This window comes from Aeromicrobium endophyticum, assembly GCF_003586285.1.
GTDB classification, from domain to species: Bacteria; Actinomycetota; Actinomycetes; order Propionibacteriales; family Nocardioidaceae; genus Aeromicrobium; species Aeromicrobium endophyticum.
The window spans coordinates 294,019-312,227 of the sequence record NZ_QUBR01000002.1; the positions used below are offsets into that span (position 1 = coordinate 294,019).

General features: G+C 71.5%; 17 protein-coding genes. 11 read left to right on the forward strand and 6 right to left on the reverse strand.

Annotation, left to right across the window (positions count from 1 at the left end; all coding sequences use genetic code 11):
- Positions 1-20 precede the first annotated feature (20 nt).
- Positions 21-1,235, forward strand: a complete 1,215-nt coding sequence (locus DX116_RS11980; protein WP_119704500.1) for a lipase family protein — start codon at positions 21-23, stop codon at positions 1,233-1,235.
- An 85-nt stretch (positions 1,236-1,320) separates the two neighbouring features.
- On the opposite strand, the gene DX116_RS11985 is transcribed toward DX116_RS11980, so the two are convergent.
- Positions 1,321-1,887, reverse strand: coding sequence for a hypothetical protein (locus DX116_RS11985; protein WP_119704501.1), 567 nt, complete (start codon positions 1,885-1,887; stop codon positions 1,321-1,323).
- Positions 1,888-1,899: 12 nt separating this feature from the next.
- Entirely contained in the window at positions 1,900-2,622 is a 723-nt protein-coding gene (locus DX116_RS11990; protein ID WP_119704502.1) for a hypothetical protein, read from the reverse strand.
- Between the two features lie 76 nt (positions 2,623-2,698).
- Here DX116_RS11990 and DX116_RS11995 point away from each other — a divergent pair, with 76 nt between their 5' ends.
- From DX116_RS11995 to DX116_RS12015, 5 genes are all read left to right on the forward strand, one after another.
- The gene (locus DX116_RS11995) at positions 2,699-3,697 is read left to right on the forward strand and encodes an FhaA domain-containing protein (RefSeq protein ID WP_119704503.1); all 999 of its coding nucleotides are present in this window, start codon (positions 2,699-2,701) and stop codon (positions 3,695-3,697) included.
- Between the two features lie 80 nt (positions 3,698-3,777).
- Entirely contained in the window at positions 3,778-5,343 is a 1,566-nt protein-coding gene (locus DX116_RS12000; RefSeq protein WP_158591986.1) for a serine/threonine-protein kinase, read from the forward strand.
- Between the two features lie 155 nt (positions 5,344-5,498).
- Positions 5,499-6,794: an HNH endonuclease signature motif containing protein gene (locus DX116_RS12005; RefSeq protein ID WP_119704505.1), complete on the forward strand. Its 1,296-nt coding sequence runs from the start codon at positions 5,499-5,501 to the stop codon at positions 6,792-6,794.
- A 60-nt stretch (positions 6,795-6,854) separates the two neighbouring features.
- A complete protein-coding gene (locus tag DX116_RS12010; RefSeq protein ID WP_119704506.1) occupies positions 6,855-7,220 on the forward strand; it encodes a hypothetical protein in 366 nt (121 codons plus the stop codon).
- A gap of 79 nt (positions 7,221-7,299) precedes the next feature.
- On the forward strand, positions 7,300-8,199 hold the full coding sequence (locus DX116_RS12015) for an SMP-30/gluconolactonase/LRE family protein (protein ID WP_119704507.1): 900 nt from the start codon (positions 7,300-7,302) through the stop codon (positions 8,197-8,199).
- An 11-nt stretch (positions 8,200-8,210) separates the two neighbouring features.
- On the opposite strand, the gene DX116_RS12020 is transcribed toward DX116_RS12015, so the two are convergent.
- Complete coding sequence (locus tag DX116_RS12020) at positions 8,211-9,137, reverse strand: serine/threonine-protein kinase (RefSeq protein WP_119704508.1); 927 nt, start codon at positions 9,135-9,137, stop codon at positions 8,211-8,213.
- Between the two features lie 45 nt (positions 9,138-9,182).
- Between DX116_RS12020 and DX116_RS12025 the strand changes: the two genes are divergently transcribed.
- The 3 genes from DX116_RS12025 to DX116_RS12035 are packed head-to-tail and all read left to right on the forward strand — an operon-like array spanning position 9,183 to position 11,364.
- Positions 9,183-9,752 carry an RNA polymerase sigma factor gene (locus DX116_RS12025; protein ID WP_119704509.1) on the forward strand — a complete coding sequence of 190 codons (570 nt, stop codon included), beginning with the start codon at positions 9,183-9,185 and terminating at the stop codon, positions 9,750-9,752.
- A 56-nt stretch (positions 9,753-9,808) separates the two neighbouring features.
- On the forward strand, positions 9,809-10,450 hold the full coding sequence (locus tag DX116_RS12030) for a hypothetical protein (RefSeq protein ID WP_119704510.1): 642 nt from the start codon (positions 9,809-9,811) through the stop codon (positions 10,448-10,450).
- Complete coding sequence (locus tag DX116_RS12035; RefSeq protein WP_119704511.1) at positions 10,444-11,364, forward strand: hypothetical protein; 921 nt, start codon at positions 10,444-10,446, stop codon at positions 11,362-11,364. Before DX116_RS12030 ends, DX116_RS12035 begins: the two co-directional genes overlap by 7 nt.
- 9 nt (positions 11,365-11,373) lie before the next feature.
- Here DX116_RS12035 and DX116_RS12040 read toward each other — a convergent pair whose 3' ends face one another.
- Complete coding sequence (locus DX116_RS12040; RefSeq protein WP_119704512.1) at positions 11,374-11,952, reverse strand: hypothetical protein; 579 nt, start codon at positions 11,950-11,952, stop codon at positions 11,374-11,376.
- Positions 11,953-11,956: 4 nt separating this feature from the next.
- A complete protein-coding gene (locus DX116_RS12045; protein ID WP_119704513.1) occupies positions 11,957-12,913 on the reverse strand; it encodes a glycoside hydrolase family 6 protein in 957 nt (318 codons plus the stop codon).
- A gap of 109 nt (positions 12,914-13,022) precedes the next feature.
- Here DX116_RS12045 and DX116_RS12050 point away from each other — a divergent pair, with 109 nt between their 5' ends.
- Both DX116_RS12050 and DX116_RS12055 read left to right on the forward strand, forming a co-directional pair.
- A complete protein-coding gene (locus DX116_RS12050) occupies positions 13,023-14,273 on the forward strand; it encodes a histidine-type phosphatase (RefSeq protein ID WP_119704514.1) in 1,251 nt (416 codons plus the stop codon).
- Positions 14,274-14,303: 30 nt separating this feature from the next.
- Entirely contained in the window at positions 14,304-15,560 is a 1,257-nt protein-coding gene (locus DX116_RS12055) for a histidine-type phosphatase (RefSeq protein WP_119704515.1), read from the forward strand.
- A 44-nt stretch (positions 15,561-15,604) separates the two neighbouring features.
- Here DX116_RS12055 and DX116_RS12060 read toward each other — a convergent pair whose 3' ends face one another.
- Positions 15,605-18,190, reverse strand: coding sequence for a DEAD/DEAH box helicase (locus DX116_RS12060; protein ID WP_119704516.1), 2,586 nt, complete (start codon positions 18,188-18,190; stop codon positions 15,605-15,607).
- Positions 18,191-18,209: the final 19 nt, after the last annotated feature.

Here is an 18,209-nt window from a genome sequence, read left to right on the forward strand (position 1 = left end):
GGTTACATCAAGGGGGACTCATGCGCATCCGTCACGTCGTCACCGGCGCCATCGCCGTCGCGCTCGCGAGCATCACGTTGTCGGCGGTGCCCGCCTCAGCGGCCGAGACCGACTTCTACACGCCACCGAGCACCATCGCCGGGCAGCCGGGTGACGTCATCAAGGCCGAGTCGTCGAGCTTCTACCTCGACCCGCTGAAAGCACTGAAGGCCGACGCCCGCGTGCAGCGCCTCATGTACGTCAGCACCAGCGCTCGGGGCAGCAAGAGCGCCGTCACCGGCACCATGATCACGCCTCGCTCACCGTGGGTCGGCAAGGGCGAGCGCCCGCTGGTCTCGTACGCCGTCGGCACGCAGGGGATGGCCGACCGGTGCGCGCCCAGCCGGCAGCTGGCGGCCGGCTCGGAGTACGAGGGACTGTTCATCAAGGGACTGCTGCTGCGCGGCTACGCCGTCGTCGTCACCGACTACGAAGGTCTCGGCACGCCCGGCACCCACGCCTACGTCAACAGGATCGCGCTGGGTCGGAACGTGCTCGATGCGGCCCGGGCGGCGACCCGGCTCGAGACCGATCGCGTGTCGAAGACGGCCCCGGTGTTCATCGCGGGCTACTCCGAGGGCGGCAACGCCTCGGCCGGCGCGCTCGAGCAGCACCGCTCGTACGCGCCGGACGTCAACGTCAAGGCCGGGTACGCCGGAGCCGTGCCGGCCGACCTGACGAAGGTTGCTCCCAACCTCGACGGCTCGTTGTACGCCGCCTTCCTGCTCTACTCGGTCAAGGCGCTCGACGCGTCGTACCCCGAGCTCGGCATCCCCTCGCTGCTCAACCCGGCCGGCAACGCGGCACTCGCGAAGGCAGACGGCACGTGCCTGTTGGACGGGCTGCCGGCGTTCGCGTTCAAGACCTCGGCGCCGCTCACCGCGGACGGCTCGCCGGTGACGGCGTTCCTGTCGCGCCCCGACATCGCCGCCGTTCTCGAGTCGCTGCGGCTCGGCAAGGGCACACCCGACGTGCCCGTGCTCGTGGCCCACACGACGCTCGATGACGTCGTGCCGTTCGCCCAGGGACGCGACTTCGCCCGCTCGTGGTGCCGCAACGGGGCCAAGGTCAGCTTCCAGCCGAGCCTTGCACCGACGCACGTCGGAGGAGCGGTCTCGTCGTTCCCGAAGGCGTTCGCCTTCTTCGAGGCCCGCGTGGCGGGCCTCCCCGCGACGTCGAGCTGCGGTCTCTTCTAGCGCGCCCCCCGTGGCGATGCGTGACGTCGTGCACCGCTCTTCGGACGGGAGCGGTGCACGACGTCACACATCGCGGGGGACCGGCTCAGCCGTGGGCGGCGTTGACCTCGTGCCAGACGTCGTGCGCCTCGTCGTAGGCGTCGACGGGCAGGTCGAGGGCACGTCTGACCCGCCAGCGTCCGTCGAGGCACAGGGGCGGCATCAGGTCGAGGTCGCCGGGCTGGATGTCGCGCAGCGGGATCGTGAACCATCGCAGCGCCGCCTTGAGGCGTCCGGCGTCCTCGAGCGACTCTGCGATCCACTCGTAGTCGCCGATCACCAGCTGCTCGGTGCGGCTGAGCGCGATCAGCTCGGCCAGCAGCTCGTCGACGCGGGCGTCGTCGCCGCGGGCCAGTGCGACGGCCAGCAGGCCTGCGCGCGGCTGCAGCACGGTGCGTCCACCGTCGTCGAGCGCGCGACGGTACGCCGACTCGGCATCGTCCAGGCGGCCCTCGTCGACGAGGTCGTCGGCCATGCACGACAGCACCTCGGCGTGTCCCTCCCGGCCAGGCTCTACCGTGCGCAGCAGCTGCTCGTACGCGGCCAGGCGTGCCGAGCGGCTCGGCATCGCTGCGATCTCGTCGATGGCTTCGCCCAGCTCGTCCCAGTCCATGGGTCGATCCTCTCAGCCGAGCGTCGACAACCGGTGTCTGACGTCGTCGAGCACCCGCGCCGGGAACTCGGCCGTGCGCCGGCACCGCTCGACGAGCAGGACGATCTTGTTCATCCGCGGGCCGGCCTCGATGCCGCGAGACGCCAGGGCCGGACGCAGCACGTTGCGGTCGAAGGCACCGTCGCTGTGCTCGTCGGCGCCGCGCCACAGGGCGAACGCTCGCTTGAGGTCGGCGTGCGCGACGACGCCGTGGTCGGGCGACAGCGCCACCGCGATGGCGCCGATGAGCCACACGTCGTCGTGCTGCAGCGAGTCGACGCCGAGCTGCACGGTGCCCGATCCGTCGGGCAGATCGGGCAGGTCGAAGGTGACGACGGCCGAGAACGTCAGGTCGGGGAAGCGCAGCTCGATGCGGCTGCCACTGTCGGTCAGCGAGACCTTCTGGCCAGGGGCCGGCGTGGTCGAGCCGCCCTGGGGGGTGGTGACCTCGACGATCGCGCCGTTGTCGCGCTGGCCGCGGTGGACGACCGGTTGCGAGGCCGTCGCGGTCACGACGAGCGCGGGATCGCTGACGTAGGGCAGTCGTACGAAGACGTAGGCGGAGCCGTCGATCGTCTCGGCCACGACGGGCTGTTGCGCCGGCAGGTTCATGCGGCGCGCCAGGATGAACGCCGCGCCCTGCGCCAGCGTGGCCTCGCCGTCGCGATCACCCGTCGACCACGCGATGTGCAGCACCCGGACTCCTCGGACGTCATGGAACATGTTCCGTCGCGGCTCGACTCACGTCGTGCCGGACCCTGACGATGATGTCATGGGCACCCTCTCGACTCTCACGATGAACCTGCTGATCCTCGTCGTCTTCGTCGCAGTCGTGTGGGTCGCGCTGCGCGTGGCCCAGAGCATCTTCGGCACCGACACCAAGAAGGGCGCCGCGACCGAGGTCGCCGCCAAGCTCGTGTCGTACCCGACAGGGTCGTCGGCGGTGCTCCGGCGGCGGTTCGTGCGGTCGTTGACGGGCCAGCACGTCGTCATGCCGAGCGGTGAGCGCCTGGCCTTCGGCGAGCTCGTCGTGCGCGTCGCCCCCGAGGACCTGCACCGGCTCGACCCCGACGGCGACCTCGAGCGCCTGGGCGAGGACGGCGCCCGGCTGTATGCCGACCACGCCGAGCGCGCCGGGTGGGCCGTGCCCGCGGACGTCCGCGTGCTCGTCGAGGTCGACCCGGGCCTGCGGTCGGGCTGGGTGCCGCCGGCCAGGGGGAGCGGTCGTGCCGAGCCCGCCCGCCGCGTCGCCGCGCCCGAGCCGTCGTCGCTCGCGGTCGGCTGGGACGTCGTGACGGACGCGACGTCGTCACGGGCACCGCTGGCCAGCGCGCCGCAGCCCGTCAGGCACCCGTCGACGATCGATCCCGACGCCACGATGGGCTTCCCGGCCCTGGTGCCCGACCTCGTCGACAGCTCGCCCACCATGAACGTCGCCGGCCTGCTGCGCCTCGAGCGGGACGGCCGATCGGTGGCGGTCGGTCCCGACGGCGCCGTGCTCGGACGCCTGCCCGAGAGCCCCGTCACGTTCGCCGAGCCCGAGGTGTCGTACCGCCACGCCGCGATCCGCCGCAGCGGGATGCAGTGGCAGGTCAAGGACCTCGGCAGCACCAACGGAACGACCGTCGACGGCCACCGCATCGACGGCGACGACTGGACGACACTCAACGGCGGCGCGGTCATCAAGCTGGCCGGCGTCAGCGTCGTCGCCGCCTTCGACACCGCCGGCACGGTGCATCTGCGGGGCTCGTCGGTCGTCAGTCGTCAGTGAAACCGGTCGCCAGGGAGAATGGACCCGGACGCCGTACCGTCGAGGTGTCCAGTCCATCGACCCGGAGCAGGAGGATGCGCGTGGCGACCGACCCTCTGGCGACCCGTCCGATCGTCTCCCCTCCGGTGACGACGGTCCCCGTCGAGCAGCGCTTCGAGCTGCTCGGACGCATCGGTGCGGGCAACCACGGCGTCGTGTTCCGTGCGCGCGACGGGCAGCTGCACCGCGAGGTCGCCATCAAGCGGTTCTCGCACTTCGTCGCCGACGACCCGCGCGCCATGCGTCGCATCACCCGCGAGGTCGCCACCCTGGCCCGTGTGTCGCACCCGCACGTCGTCACGGTGCACGACCTGGTGCACATGCCCGACGGTGACGGCGAGGTCACGCCGCACCTGGTGATGGAGCTCGTCGAGGGCACCTCGCTCAAGGACCTGCTGTCGTTGCGGGGTCCGAGCCTGCGGTCGGTCATCGTCGTCCGCGGCGTGCTCGAGGGCCTGGCGGCATGTCACCAGGCGGGCATCCTGCACCTCGACATCAAGCCGGCCAACGTGCTCGTCACCGGCGACGGCGCGGTCAAGATCGTCGACTTCGGCATCGCCCGCGCCGCGTCCGACGCGACCGCCACGGTCGCCGGCACGCCGCACTACATGGCGCCCGAGCAGTTCGACGGACGCGCCGACGAGCGCAGCGACATCTACTCGGTCGGCTGCCTGCTGTACGAGTGCCTCACCGGCAAGCCGCCGTTCGAGGGGACGATGGCCGCGCAGCTGCTGGCGCACCGCAACCACCCGCGTCCCGACCCGCGCGACATCACGCCGGACGTTCCGGAGCGGCTGGCAGCCGTGGTGCAGAAGGCCATGGCGATCGAGCCCGCCGAGCGCTACCAGACGGTGCACGAGATGTATGCCGCTCTTGCCGACGTCGGCCCGCTGACCGACGTCGCCCCGCGTGCGGCCATGCCCGCCGTGCCCGCGACCGAGGTGCGACGCGAGCCCTCGTTCCCTCGGCCGTTGTCCGTCGACGGTGACGGCGGCGTGCCGGCGTCGGGGGGAGAGGCAGCAGGCCTGGTCAGCCGCGTCGACAAGCTGAGGACCTTCGCGGTGGGCCTGGCGCTCAGCGCCTTCGTCGTCGCGCTGCTGCCAGGGCTGATCTGGCTGACCAACTCGTTCGTGTCGTACGAGTACCGGCCCCCGGCGATGCAGGAGGCCGACGCCCCCGCGTGGTGGATGCTGGCCGTGATCATCGCGACCGTGCTGCTGCTCGCGCGCCGGGGCAGCTTCTTCGGCCTGCTCAACGGGCCTGCCGTCGGCCAGCCGCACTCGGACCGTCTCGTCGACGCCGACATGTGGCGAGGGCTGCGCCGTTCCGCCGGCGCCGCCGTCCGCGGCTCGCTGCCTATGCTGTTCCCGAGCTATGTCGCCGTGGTGGCCGGGCTCGCGAGCGCGGGGGGCATCGGATGGCCCGACGACGTGTTCTCCGCTTGGGGCATCTATTGGTTGCTGATGCCGCTGGCCTGCGTCTTCCTGGCCGTGCAGAGCGTCACCAAGCTGCGACCGCGCTTCGGTGCCGTGCTGAAGTCGACGATGTACGCCATCGGCGCGGCGGGCGCGGCGGCCCTGTTCGTGGCCTACCCACTCGTGCTCTGACGGCTGTCCGAGCCGCCCCCTAGGGTGGGATCGGGAGAAGTTCACCCACTCGATTGGTCTGGTATCGCAGCGAAAAAGATGCTCTGGTCGCTTGTGTTGGCTGGCCGGACTCAGCTAGAATCGAACACACGTTCTAGTCGTATGAGGGGGTCGTCGTGATCATCGATCAGCTGTCGTCGCTGGCCGACGACGTCGCCGCGCTCGAGCCGTGGCGCCTCACCGACTCCGAGCTGCGCGAGCTCGCCGCCGCGGTGCAGCGCGCTCGGACGAGCCTCGACGCCCTGGCCTCGCGCGTCCTCGGCGCCGTCGAGTCGACGGGGCTCGCCAAGGACGATGGTGCGGCGTCGACGACGGCGTGGTTCGCCCATCTCACGGGGGTGGCCCGAGGCGATGCGTCGCGACTCGTGGGCATGTCGCGCGTGACCTCGGAGCGCACCGAGCTGACGCGAGCCGCGTGGGCCGCCGGTGACCTCTCGACCGAGAAGGCCCGCGTGATCATGCGCGCGATCCAGGCGCTGCCGAGCGACTGCGCCGAGGCCGAGGTGGCGGCCGCAGAGGCCCGGCTCATCGCCGATGCTGCCCGCTTCGACGTCGACGACCTGCAGCGCCTGGCCAACCGCATCCGCGAGGTCATCGATCCCGAGGGCTTCGAGCACGAGCTGGGCCGCCAGGTCGCCGCCGAGGAGAAGCGCGCCTGGGAGGCCACGCGATTCGCGATGCAGGACCGCGGCGACGGCACCGCCAAGGGGACGTTCGTCGTCCCGCGCCACTCCGCCGACACCCTGCGAGCGGCGATCGAGGGCATCATCGCCCCGCGCCGCAACCGCGACAACGCCGAGCGTCACGGCCTGGCCGTCGACGACCTGCTGGCCATGCCCCGGGCGCAGCGCATGGGGCTGGCGTTCCTCGAGCTGATCGACCACCTGCCGCACGACGCCCTGCCGCAGGCCGGTGGTCTCGCCGCAACCGTCACGGTCAACGTCGACCTCGACGTGCTGAGCTCCGGAGAGGGCACCGCCACCTCGTCGTCCGGGGCGACGGTCTCGGCCGACGCGGCCCTGCGGATGGCCTGCAACGCCCATCTGGTCGCCCTCTACCTCGACACCGACTCGCGCGTCACCGACGTCGGCCTGTCCAAGCGGCTCTACGACCGGCACCAGCGTCATGCGCTCGCCCAGCGCGACCGAGGATGCGTGTGGCAGGGCTGCGACCGTCCACCGGCCTGGTGCGAGGCGCACCACCTGACGCCGTGGTCGCAGGACGGTCCCACCGACCTCGACAACGCCGCCCTGCTCTGCCACTTCCACCACCACCTGCTGCACCAGGGGGAGTGGTCCGCGCACATGGCCTCCGACGGGGTCGTCGAGGTGGTGCCGCCGCGCCGGGTCGACCCTCGACAGGTTCCCCGGCGACATGCGCGGTTCAGGCAGCGATCACCCCAGGCGGCGTAGAGCCGCCCGGCCTCGGCTCCCGGACGTGCGGACCGCACCGACCGGCCCTAGCGTCGAGCCATGACGCCGAGCTACAGCCAGATCATGTCCGCAGCGACTGCCGGGTACGCCGCCTTCGCCCTTGCCAAGCCGCGCCACCTCGGTGCCGCGCTGACCAAGAGCCCGCTCAAGCAGCCCGAGTACGACCTCGTGGCCCGCATGTTCGGGCCCCGCGACCTCGCGCTGAGCGCGCTGGCGCTGCTGGCACCGTCGCCGCTGGCGCGCGACCACGCGATGATCGCCCGGGTCGTGCTCGACCTGTCGGACGCCGCCCTGCTCACGCCCGAGGCTCGCACCAAGACGGCCAAGGCCAAGGTGCTCGGGGCCACCCTCACCTGGGCGAGCCTCAACATCGCCGCCATCGTCGCGGACCGCAAGGAGCGCTGACCCGGCGCTCGTGCAACAGTGTGACCCCCATCACCATCGATCGTCGCGCGGGCCACCGGCGACAGAACGGGAGTCATGCATGGCACGCGAGCTGACGACGCTGGTCACCGGAGGCAAGTTCTACGAGGGGCCGCGATGGCACGATGGCCAGTGGTGGGTCTCCGACTTCTACCGGCGTTCCGTGTTCACCGTGACCACCGACGGCGTCGAGACCCACCAGTTCGACGTCGACGAGCAGCCGTCCGGCATGGGCTGGCTGCCGGACGGGTCGTTGGTCGTGGTGTCGATGAAGGACCGGCACCTGGTGCGTCGCGCACCCGACGGGACGGTCGGCCACTACGCCGACCTGTCGTCGGTCGCCGGGGGGCACGTCAACGACATGGTGGTCGACGACCGTGGGCGCGTGTACGTCGGCAACTTCGGCTTCGACCTGATGGGCGGCGCGCCCATGGGCCCGGCCGACCTGGCGCGCGTCGACCCCGACGGCACCATCACGGTCGTCGCCGAAGGACTCCACTTCCCGAACGGGTCAGTCATCACCCCCGACGGCTCGACGCTCATCGTCGCCGAGACCACAGGCGCAGGCTTCGTGGCGTTCACGATCACCGACGACGGATCGCTGGTCGACCGGCGCGTCTGGGCGTCCATGGGCGACGTGCCCGACACGACCGACGTCATGGAGGCCTTGGGCTCCGGGCTGCCGGCCCCCGACGGCTGCACCCTCGACGCCGAGGGGCACATCTGGTTCGCCGATGCCGTCGGTGCGCGGGTGGCACGGGTCGCGCCGGGCGGCGAGATCGTCGAGTCCGTCCCGATGCCAGACGGGCTGGGTGCCTTCGCGTGCCAGCTCGGCGGCGAGGACGGTCGCACGCTGCTGATCTGTGCCGCGCCCGACTTCTTCGAGCACAGCCGCTCGGTGGCCGACGAGGCCGTCCTGCTGACCATGCAGGTCGACGTCCCGCACGCCGGACGTCCGTAGCCGGCAGGCCGTCAGCGCAGGAGCAGCCAGGTCGCCACCGCCGACACCGTGAACGCCGCGCCCGCCACGGGCACGACCACGCGTGTGCGCCATCCGCCGACCACGGGCGACGAGGAGCCGCCCGCGCGGACGTGGGCGAGCGCGTCGGCCAGGTCGGCAGCGGTGCGCGGGCGTCCGGCCGGGTCGAGCGACATCGCCTGCACCAGCAGGGCGTCGAGGGACGTCCGGTTGAGCGGTGGCGGAAGGTGCCGCGGCTCGGCGAGGCGGGCCGGCCGGTCGTCGGCGGTGCGCGTCACCAACGTCATCGGGTCGCTGACGTCGAAGGGCAGCCGGCCCGTCAGCAGCACGTAGGTGACGACGCCGAGCGAGTACACGTCGCACCGCTCGTCGATCGGACGGCCCAGCGCCTGCTCGGGTGCCATGTACGACGGGGTGCCCGTGGTGACGGTGATGCCGGACGCCTCGGCCAGTCGCTTCGCGCTGCCGAGATCGGCCACGAGCACCCGACCGAGGCCGTCGTCGACAGGGTCGAGCAGCAAGTTGCTGGGCTTGATGTCGCGGTGCACCACGCCGGCCGCGTGCAGCTCGGCGACGGCGCGTGCGGAGCGCTCGGCCAGCTCGAGGGCGGACGACGGGTCGAGCGAGCCGTCGGCGAGATCGGCCAGCGTGCCGCCGGCGACGAAGTCCATCACGAAGTAGGGCTGTCCCTCGTGCGTGCCGACGTCGTAGACCCGCACGACGCGGTCGCTGGCGATGCGGCGCAGCAGGCGGGCCTCGGCGAGGAAACGCTCGCGGACGTCCGCGTGGTGCGACCAGTTCTCGGCGAGCACCTTGACCGCGACAGGGATCTCGAGCTCGGTGTCGAATCCGCGCCACACCGTCGCGAAGGCGCCCGAGCCGTGCACCTCGTCGAGCCGGTAGCGTCCGATCTGCCTCATGACGAGACAGTATGGACGCTCGGACGACGCGGATCGGGGAGGGGCATGACCAAGCACGCCGACGACGGGCACGACTGGGACCGGCTGATCGCCCACGCCCGCGCCGGCGAGCCCCACGCGATGGACGACCTGCTGGCCGCTGCGCGACCGCTCGTGCTGAGGCGCTGCGCGAAGTTCCTGCCCTACCGCGACGACGCCGAGGAGGCCGCGCAGGAGGCCCTGCTCACGATCGCCACGCGGCTCGACGACTTCGGTGGTCGTGGCTCGTTCGCCGGGTGGGTCACCGTCATCGCGTCGAACCAGGCGCTGCAGACGTATCGGTCGATGAAGAAGCGCTTCGGCGACGTCGAGTCCGAGGCGGCCGGTGACCGTCCCGACCCCCGCACCACGAGCGTCATCGCCGGCACCCGGCTCGACCTGCTCGACGCTCTCGAGCAGCTGCAGCTCGACCATCCCGCGGTGGTCGAGGCCTTCGTTCTCCGCGACCTGGGGGCGCTGCCGTACGACGAGATCGCGCAGCTGACAGGAGCCCCCCTCGGCACCGTCAAGGCGCGCATCCACACCGCGCGTGCGTACGTCCGTGAAAGATGGTCGGGTCCTGCGACAACTTTGTGAGCCCCGCGCGCATCTAGGTGGGTGACAGACGCCGAGAGAACGCGAGAATGACCATGATGAAGAAGCAGATCGCCGCGTTGGTGCTGGCCGGCAGCGTCGCCGGCGGCATCGGTGCGGGCGTGCTCGCGAACGCAGCGACCTCCCGCGGGCCCGCAGCGCCCGCTCCGAGCAGCCCGGCTCGAAGCAGCACGACTCCGTCGAGCGAGGGCGGCGAGAGCGGGATGGCGTCCCCGGACGTGCTCGAGCTGGCGCCCGGGCGCGTGGGGCCCGTGAGGGCGGGCATGAGCAAGGCCCAGGCACTCGCGACCGGCTACTTCGTCGCCGACCGGCCGGCACCGGTGGAGGGATGCCCGGTCGTCCCGTTGGCCTGGAAGGACGAGTACGTCAACACCTACGACGTCTACACCCTCGGCAACGGGGAGATCTCGTCGATCGGCGTCCGCGGTCGAGGGGTGACCACTGCCCAGGGCATCGGCATCGGCAGCACGTACGACGAGGTCAAGGCCGCGTACCCCGACGAGTCGTTGCTCGCGGCCGGGTACGGCCAGTCGGGCGTCCGCGTGTTCGACCGCCAGGACGGCGGCTGGATCGGCTTCCTGTTCGACGCCGAGCCCGGTGCGATCGAGGGCTCCGACCCCGTCACCTTCGTCGAGGTCACCAAGGGCGCCGAGCCGAGCCTCATGCGCGACGGGTGCTGACGATGATGCGCAGGAGGACGGCCGCGGTGCTGCTGGGCGTCAGCCTCGTCGGTGGGGTGGCCGCAGGGTTCGCTGCCGACGCGATGACGTCGGACCCGCCGACCCGGGAGGCGACGCCGCGTGCGTCCGCGTCGCCCGCGACGAAGACCGGCGTGGAGGTCAAGAGCCCCGTGCTGGTGGCCAACGACGATGGCGGCGCGACCTTGTCGGCCACGTTGGTCAACCACACGGATCGGGCGTTGACCATCAACAGTGCGATGGGCGGCATGCCGGACGATGACGAGGCTCCTGTCCTGCTGATGTTCGCGGGCACCCCGAGGGCAACGCTGCCGCCTGGCTCGTCGACGACGATAGGCCGCGCGGGCGAGCCGTTCCGGATTCGCTTCCGCGACCGCGTGCAGGTCGGCTCGACCCTGCCGATCACGCTCGATCTGGCGAAGGCGCGCTACAGGCGTGAAGCCGACGACGTCACCTTCACCGCCACCGTGGTCGCTCGCGGGGCCCGCCATGCCGACGTGGCGAACAACGCGCCGAACCGGTCGATCTCGGTGCGAGACGGGATCATCGTCAAGGTGCCGGGCCAGGACAAGGCCTACCTCGACGGGTGGATCGACTCGAGCGTGGACGACATGACCGACATCCGGCCGACCGGTGACGTGGGCAAGCGGGGTGACCTCGAGATCCTGCACCAGACAGCGACCGGTGGGCCGTCGGGCGTGTCGGCCCGTGCCGGCGTGCCCGTCCGCCTGGGCTACGCCCCCTACAAGGACGACGGGCAGCCGGGCGACCGCGACTACGTGAGGGCCGACGAGGTCGAGGTCGGCCGCACCGTGCAGATCACCTTCCGCTTCCCGTCCGGCGATGTCGTGGCCAGGTTCAAGGTCGTCCAGGGCAAGCCCGACGGCACGATCTAGCGACGCGACCTATCGACGACTGGGCGATCGGCGGGTCGTCCGGTCGACGATCAGGGCGGCGACGAAGGCACCGAGCGTGCCGAGCAGCTCGTCGCTCAGGGTGTCCTCGTACGCGCCGTCGAGCTCGGTGCCGCGGCGGATGAACGTGTACCACTCACCGAGCTCCCACCCGATGGCCAGCACCGCGCCGAGCCCCGTGATGGCCACGGCAAGCAGCCAGCGCGGCCTCACGTCGGCGCGAGCGAGCAGCAGGCCGCAGCCCCACAGCAGCAGCATCCAGTTGACGAAGTGATTGATGTTGTCCCAGGCGTCGACCGAGTCGTACAGGTCGAACGTGTTGCCGGTGACGTCGATGAGGAACGGCGCCATGACGAGCGCGAACGCACCCCAGGGCAGGGTCGCGGCATCGCGCGTGCGCGACCACCAGACGGCCGGGAGCAGCAGCATCAGCAGGGGATAGGCGGCGAGACGGTAGCCGAAGCCCTTGCCGTCGTACTGCTCGAGACCGCCGAAGGCACCCACGGCCAGCTGGGCGAGGGTGAGCGTGAGCACGGCCATCGCGACCCAGAGGCGCCCGCGGGGCGTCATGGGTTCAGCGTCCCAGCAGCGTCAGCGCACCGCTGGGCCACCACGCGCCCGCGTTCGGTCCACCGTTGCAGGGGCCGTCTGACTCGCCCGGGTGCTTGACCCACATGTAGGCGTCGAGGTTGCCGCGACGGATCATGCGCGGCTTCGCGCCGGTGCGCGCACCGACGGGGTTGCAGAAGTCCCCGGCGGCGGTGGGTACGCCGTTGCGCGCGGTCTCGACGACGAATTTCTTGCCGCGGATGCCGAGACCCGCGAGCTGCTGGACGACCTGGTCGCCGTACGCGATCTCGTCGGCCGTGCCGCGGAAGTTGGCGACGTTGGTCGAGAAGCCGCGGGCCGACGTGACGCCCGCCGCCTTGAGGCGGGCAGCCATCACGTCGGGGGCGATCCAGCTGGAGTGCCCCGCGTCGACGTAGACCCAGACGCCGGCACGCTTGAGCTTCTTCGTCGCGTAGCGCAGCAGCCCTGTGCGGTCGCCCTGGGCGTCGCACTGGCCCAGCATCGCGAGGGCGTCGGGCTCGAGCACCGCGATCGCCTTGGTGCCCTTCAGCCCCGACGCGAGCTGTGCGACCCACCGCTTGTACGTGGGGGCGTCGAACGAGCCGGCGGAGTGCTGGCCGCAGTCGCGGGCGGGGATGGCGTAGACCGCCACGACGGGCGTGCGCTTCTTCTTCGCGGCCCTCGTGGCGTACGCGCGCACGGCCTTCTTGACCCGCGAGACCGGCAGGTGATCGGTCGCCCAGTAGGCCTGCGGCGTGCGGGCGAGGCTCGCGAACCGTCGATCGGTCCTGGCGGCCACCGCGGCACTCGAGGCGGAGTCGGCGTAGAACGAGCGGGTGAGGCGCGGATCGGTCACGGCCGAGGCCGAGGCCGGCACCGTCACGACGGCCGCGACGAGGCAGGCGACGACGGCCATGACGGCCAGGGTCTGGGCACGGAGGCTGGATGCGGCGGAGGGCATCCGATGATCCTAGGGCGCGGCCCGGCTCAGGGTGAACCGTTCGTGAACTCTGCCGCGAGCCGGTCGTCGACGGCCGAGAACGGCGCGGCCCCGTCGTACGCTGACCACGATGATCGGCTCGTTCCTCACCCACCTGATCGCTATCGTCGCGACGATCACCTCGACCGCGCAGGCCGAGGCGACGATCGACTCGCACCACTACGCCAACCAGACGCCGTACGGCAACGCCGCCAGCTCGGCGATCCGGAAGGCACCGGACGGATATCGGCTCGTCCTGGTCGAGACCGTCGGACGCCACGGGGCCCGGACGCTCACCAGCTCGGCCCGCGAGCGCCGGTCGCTGGCGGTGTGGAAGCGGGCGAAGGCCGCCGGAGCCCTGACGTCGACCGGCCGCCGGTTCGCGGCCGACGTCGCGGCCTTCCAGGTGCCCGAGCAGCGCATCGGCTACGGCAACCTCAGCGAGATCGGCCGCGTCGAGTGGCAGGGCATCGGTCGCCGCACCGCGACCCTCTATCGGGATTTCCTCACCGAGTCGACCAGCCAGGGCGACGCCGTGGTCTTCAAGACCTCGCCCGTGCAGCGGACCGTCGAGAGCGCCGACGCCATGCGCGAGGGCCTGGAGGGCGTCGTGCCGGGCCTGAAGGTCGCCGCGTACGTCACGGACGCCCCCCGGCTCCTCATCGGCAACGGTGCCTCGTTCGCCGGCAACCGGGCGTCGCTGGCCGCGCAATCACGACCCGATGTCGTCGCGGCGGCCACCCGGATGCTCGAGCGGATGTACTCGCCGGCGTTCGTCGAGGCCCTGGACGATCCCGTGGCCGTGGCGCTGGACATCTACCTGCTCTACTCGACGGCGCCCGGCCTGGCGGCCGAGACGTCGGTGACCTTCGCGCGGTACGTGCCGGACGAGGACGCCGCGGTGCTGGCTCAGGCCGTCGATGCCGAGAACTTCTACCAGTTCGGCCCGGGCGTGGCGGGCGAGGACAGCTCGTACCGCGCCGCGCGTCCGCTGCTGGACGACTTCTTCTCGACGCTCGACGACCGTCTGGCCGGTGGCCGGACGGCTGCGGTCTTCCGCCTCGCGCACGGCGAGACCACGATGCCGTTCGCGGCGCTGCTCGGTCTGCCCGGCAGCGACGTGCAGGCCACGTCGACCTTCGGCCACGCCGACAACCCGTGGCGGGGATACGTCGCGGGCCGGCTGGGCGGCAGCATCGAGTGGGCCGTGTACCGCGATGCGTCCGGTCGGGCCCTCGTGACGGTGCGGCACAACGAGCAGCCGGTCGAGCTGTCCGACCGGTGCAGGCCCGCCGTGCCGTACTTCTACCGTCCCGCCGAGCTCAAGCGCTGCCTGGCCTGATCGGCGCCGCGCGGGCTTAGGGTGGGACGCATGCGAACCCGCCGCGCCGCCACCCTGCTGACCACGGCCCTCGTGGCGCTGGCCCTGCCGCTGTCGTCGGCACAGGCCGACGTCGACCGCTGGTACGCCAACCAGACGCCGTACGGAGACCCGGCGAGCACGCCGATCGTGGCTCCACCGGCCGGCTACGACCTGTTCTTCGTCGAGAACGTCGGACGTCACGGCGCCCGCTCGCTCACCAGCAGCGCCGCCGAGAAGCGTGCGCTGTCGGTCTGGAAGGGCGCGTCGCGTCGCGGTGCGCTGACCACGCGCGGCAAGCGGCTCGACGACCAGATCCGCGCCTTCCAGCGCGCCGAGAACAAGCTCGGGTACGGCAACCTCAGCACCGTCGGCAAGCAGGAGTGGCGCGGCATCGGACGCCGCACGGCAACGAGCTACTCGTCGTTCTTCACGGCCGCGGCGGCCAAGGGCGAGAAGATCGCGCTGACGACCAGCCCGGTCTACCGCACCAAGCAGAGCGCCTCCTCCTTCCGGCTCGGCCTGCGCTCGGTCGTGCCGACCGCCGTGACGTCCCCGCGCACTGTCGACCGCGACCTGCTGATCGGCGAGGGCTCGACCAAGGCCGGCCGCTCGGCGATCGCCAAGGCCCAGCGTCGTTCGAGCGTCAAGGCGGCGGCCCGCACGGTCCTGCGCCGCGCCTACAAGGCGTCGTACGTCAAGCGCATCAAGGACCCGGTGGGCGCCGCGCTCGACCTGCACCTGCTCTACTCGACCGCGCCGGGCCTGGCCCAGGACACGCGGGTGACCTTCGCCGACGTCATGCCGGCATCGGCTGCCCGGCGTCTCGCCGAGGCCACCGATGCCCGGACCTTCTACCGCTTCGGCCCCGGCGTGGCCGGGCAGACCAGCTCGTACCGCCGCGCCCAGCCCGTGCTCGACGACTTCTTCGCCGCGCTCGACCGCCGCATCGCCGGTGGCAGCACCGCTGCGGTGTTCCGGCTGGCCCACGGCGAGGTGACGATGCCGTTCGCGGCACTCCTCAAGCTGCCCGGCAGCCAGCAGCAGGCCGGCCGCACCTTCTCGTACGCCAGCAACCCGTGGCGAGGCTCGGTGGCCGGACGGCTCGGCGGCAACATCGAGTGGGCGGCCTACCGCAATGCGTCGGGCGAGGTGCTCGTGACGATGCGGCACAACGAGCAGCCCGTGCAGTTCAAGACGTCGTGCACCCCGTCGTCGGCCAACCCCTACTTCTACCGTCTCGACCAGCTCAAGAAGTGCCTGGGCTGACCCCACGCTGGGTCAGGCTCGACGGGTCAGTGCTTGAGGCGGAGTCAGTGCTTGAGGCGGACGAGGTCGGCCAGCGCCGCGTCGGACAGCTCGGTGAGCGCGCCCTCGCCGCCGTTGACCACGGCGTCGGCGAGTGAACGCTTCGAGCGGATGAGCTCGGCGATCGACTCCTCGATCGTCCCCTCGCTGATCAGTCGGTGCACGTGGACGTTCTTGGTCTGGCCGATGCGGTGCGCACGGTCGGTCGCCTGGTCCTCGACCGCGGGGTTCCACCAGCGGTCGTAGTGGATGACGTGATCGGCGCGGGTGAGGTTGAGGCCGACGCCCGCCGCCTTGAGCGACAGGACGAACACCGGCACCTGGCCGCCTTGGAACTGGTGCACCATCTTCTCGCGACCGCGCACCGTGGTGCCGCCGTGCAGGAACTGGTTGGCGATCTTCTTCTCGTCGAGCCGCCGGGTGAGCAGCCGGCCCATCTGCGCGTACTGCGTGAACACGAGCGTCGCGCCCTCCTCGGCCACGATCTCGTCGACGAGGTCGTCGAACACGCTGAGCTTGCCCGAGCGCCCGGCCAGCTTGGAGTCGGGCTCACGCAGGAACTGCGCGGGGTGGTTGCAGATCTGCTTGAGCTGGGTGAGCAGCTTGACCACGAGGCCGCGACGTTGGATGCCCTGTGCCTGCTCGATCTGCGCCATGGTGCTGCGCACCACCGCCTCGTAGAGGCCAACCTGCTCGCGCGTCAGGTTGATGCGGTGGTCGGTCTCGATCTTGGGCGGCAGCTCGGGGGCGATGCCCGGGTCGGACTTGCGTCGTCGCAGGACGAACGGCCGGATGAGGTGCGACAGCCCGGCCGCCTTCTCGGGGTCGCGACGCGACTCGATGTCGCGCGACCACGTGCGCCGGAACTGCTCGTAGGTGCCCAGCAGGCCCGGGGTCGTCCAGTCGAGGATCGCCCACAGCTCGGAGAGGTTGTTCTCGACGGGAGTGCCGGTGAGGGCCAGACGGGCCACGGCGGGAACGTCGCGCAGGGCCTTGGCGGTGCGGGCGTGCGGGTTCTTGATGTTCTGCGCCTCGTCGGCGACGACCAGGCCCCAGCCGGGCTCGTGCTCGGACAGCTCGATGACGTCGGCCCGCATGGTGGCGTACGTCGTGACGAGGAAGCCCTCCTTGACGTCCGAGAGCGACCGCCCCGGGCCGTGGTAGCGGTGCACGGGGGTGTCGGGCGCGAAACGCCTGATCTCGCGCTCCCAGTTGCCGAGCACCGAGGCCGGGCACACCACGAGCGTCGGTGCCGTCGTCTCGACGGCGCGCTGGAGGTGGAGCGCGATCAGCATGACGGTCTTGCCCAGACCCATGTCGTCGGCCAGGATGCCACCGAGCCCGAGGTCGACCAGCTGGGTCATCCAGCGCAGGCCCTGCAGCTGGTACTCGCGCAGGTGTCCGTCGAGGTCGCCCGGCTGAACGGCCGGTGCGATGTCGCGGTCCTGCACCGCGAGGCGTCGGCGGACGTCCTCGAGCCACCCAACGGTGTCGACCTCGGTGCGTCGACCGTCGATCTCGAGCTCACCGGTGACGGCCGCGCGCAGGGCCTCGATCGCCGAGATGTCGTGGGTGCGGTTGTCGAGCACGCGGTGCAGGCTGCTCTTGTCGACGAACACCCACGTGTCGCGCAGGCGCAGCAGACCGGTCTGCGACTGGGCGAGCTGGTCGAGCTCGGCGGCCGACAGCACGTCGTCGCCGAGGGCGACCTGCCAGTCGAACGTGAACAGCTGCCCGTGGGTGAACGCCGACGGTCGGTCGGAGCCCGGTGTCTCGCGGCGACTCAGCACGGCCGTGGTCGACAGCTCGCGCACCAGCTCGGGCGGCCAGCGCACCTCGATGCGGTTGGCCATCAGGGTCGGCGCGAGGCTGCGGTCGCCGAGACGCGCGAGCTCGTCGGGGCCGACCGTGACGGCGCCGCGGGCGTGCGGGTCGCGCAGCCGCTCGGCGGGCGACCACCACACCTCGATGCGGCGCAGCATCGCCGCGGTGGGCTCCTTGGCGTCCTGCGCCATGGGGTGCGACGAGCCGTTGAACAGGTCGCCGGCGTCGAAGGCGCCCCACGACCCTGCACGGGGGTGCACGCGCAGCCGGACGACGGCGGCCTGGTCGGGGCTGGGGTTCTCGAGGAAGCTGATGATCAGCGACCACGAGAAGGTGGTCTCACGGGTGCGCGGCGCCGCCTTGGGCGAGACGTACGCCTGACGCTGGGGCGTGGACGCGGCCGGTGGTGCGTCGACCTCGAGGGCCTTCAGGAAGGCGTTGATGGCGGCCTGTCCGGCTCCGGCGTTGGGGCCGATCGCGGCTCCGGCGTTCTGCAGCTGGTTGAGCTCGGCGGCATCGGGCGAGCCCAAGGCGCCGCGGGCCATGATGCGCAGCGCGAGGATCGCGGGGGTGGCCCAGGCGCGCACCGACTTGTGCGCCGACATGACCCGGATGCCCTGGCTGAGCGCTCCGATGGCCTCGTTGGCGGTGGCCGTCTGGTCGCCGTCGGGAGCGTGGAAGACGAAACGCGATTCGGCCGGCGTGGCACCGGCCACGAACTCCACCGGATGGCGCAGCAGCGGGCGCAGATCCATCGCAGCAGGCATCCCTCCATTGTCGCGCACG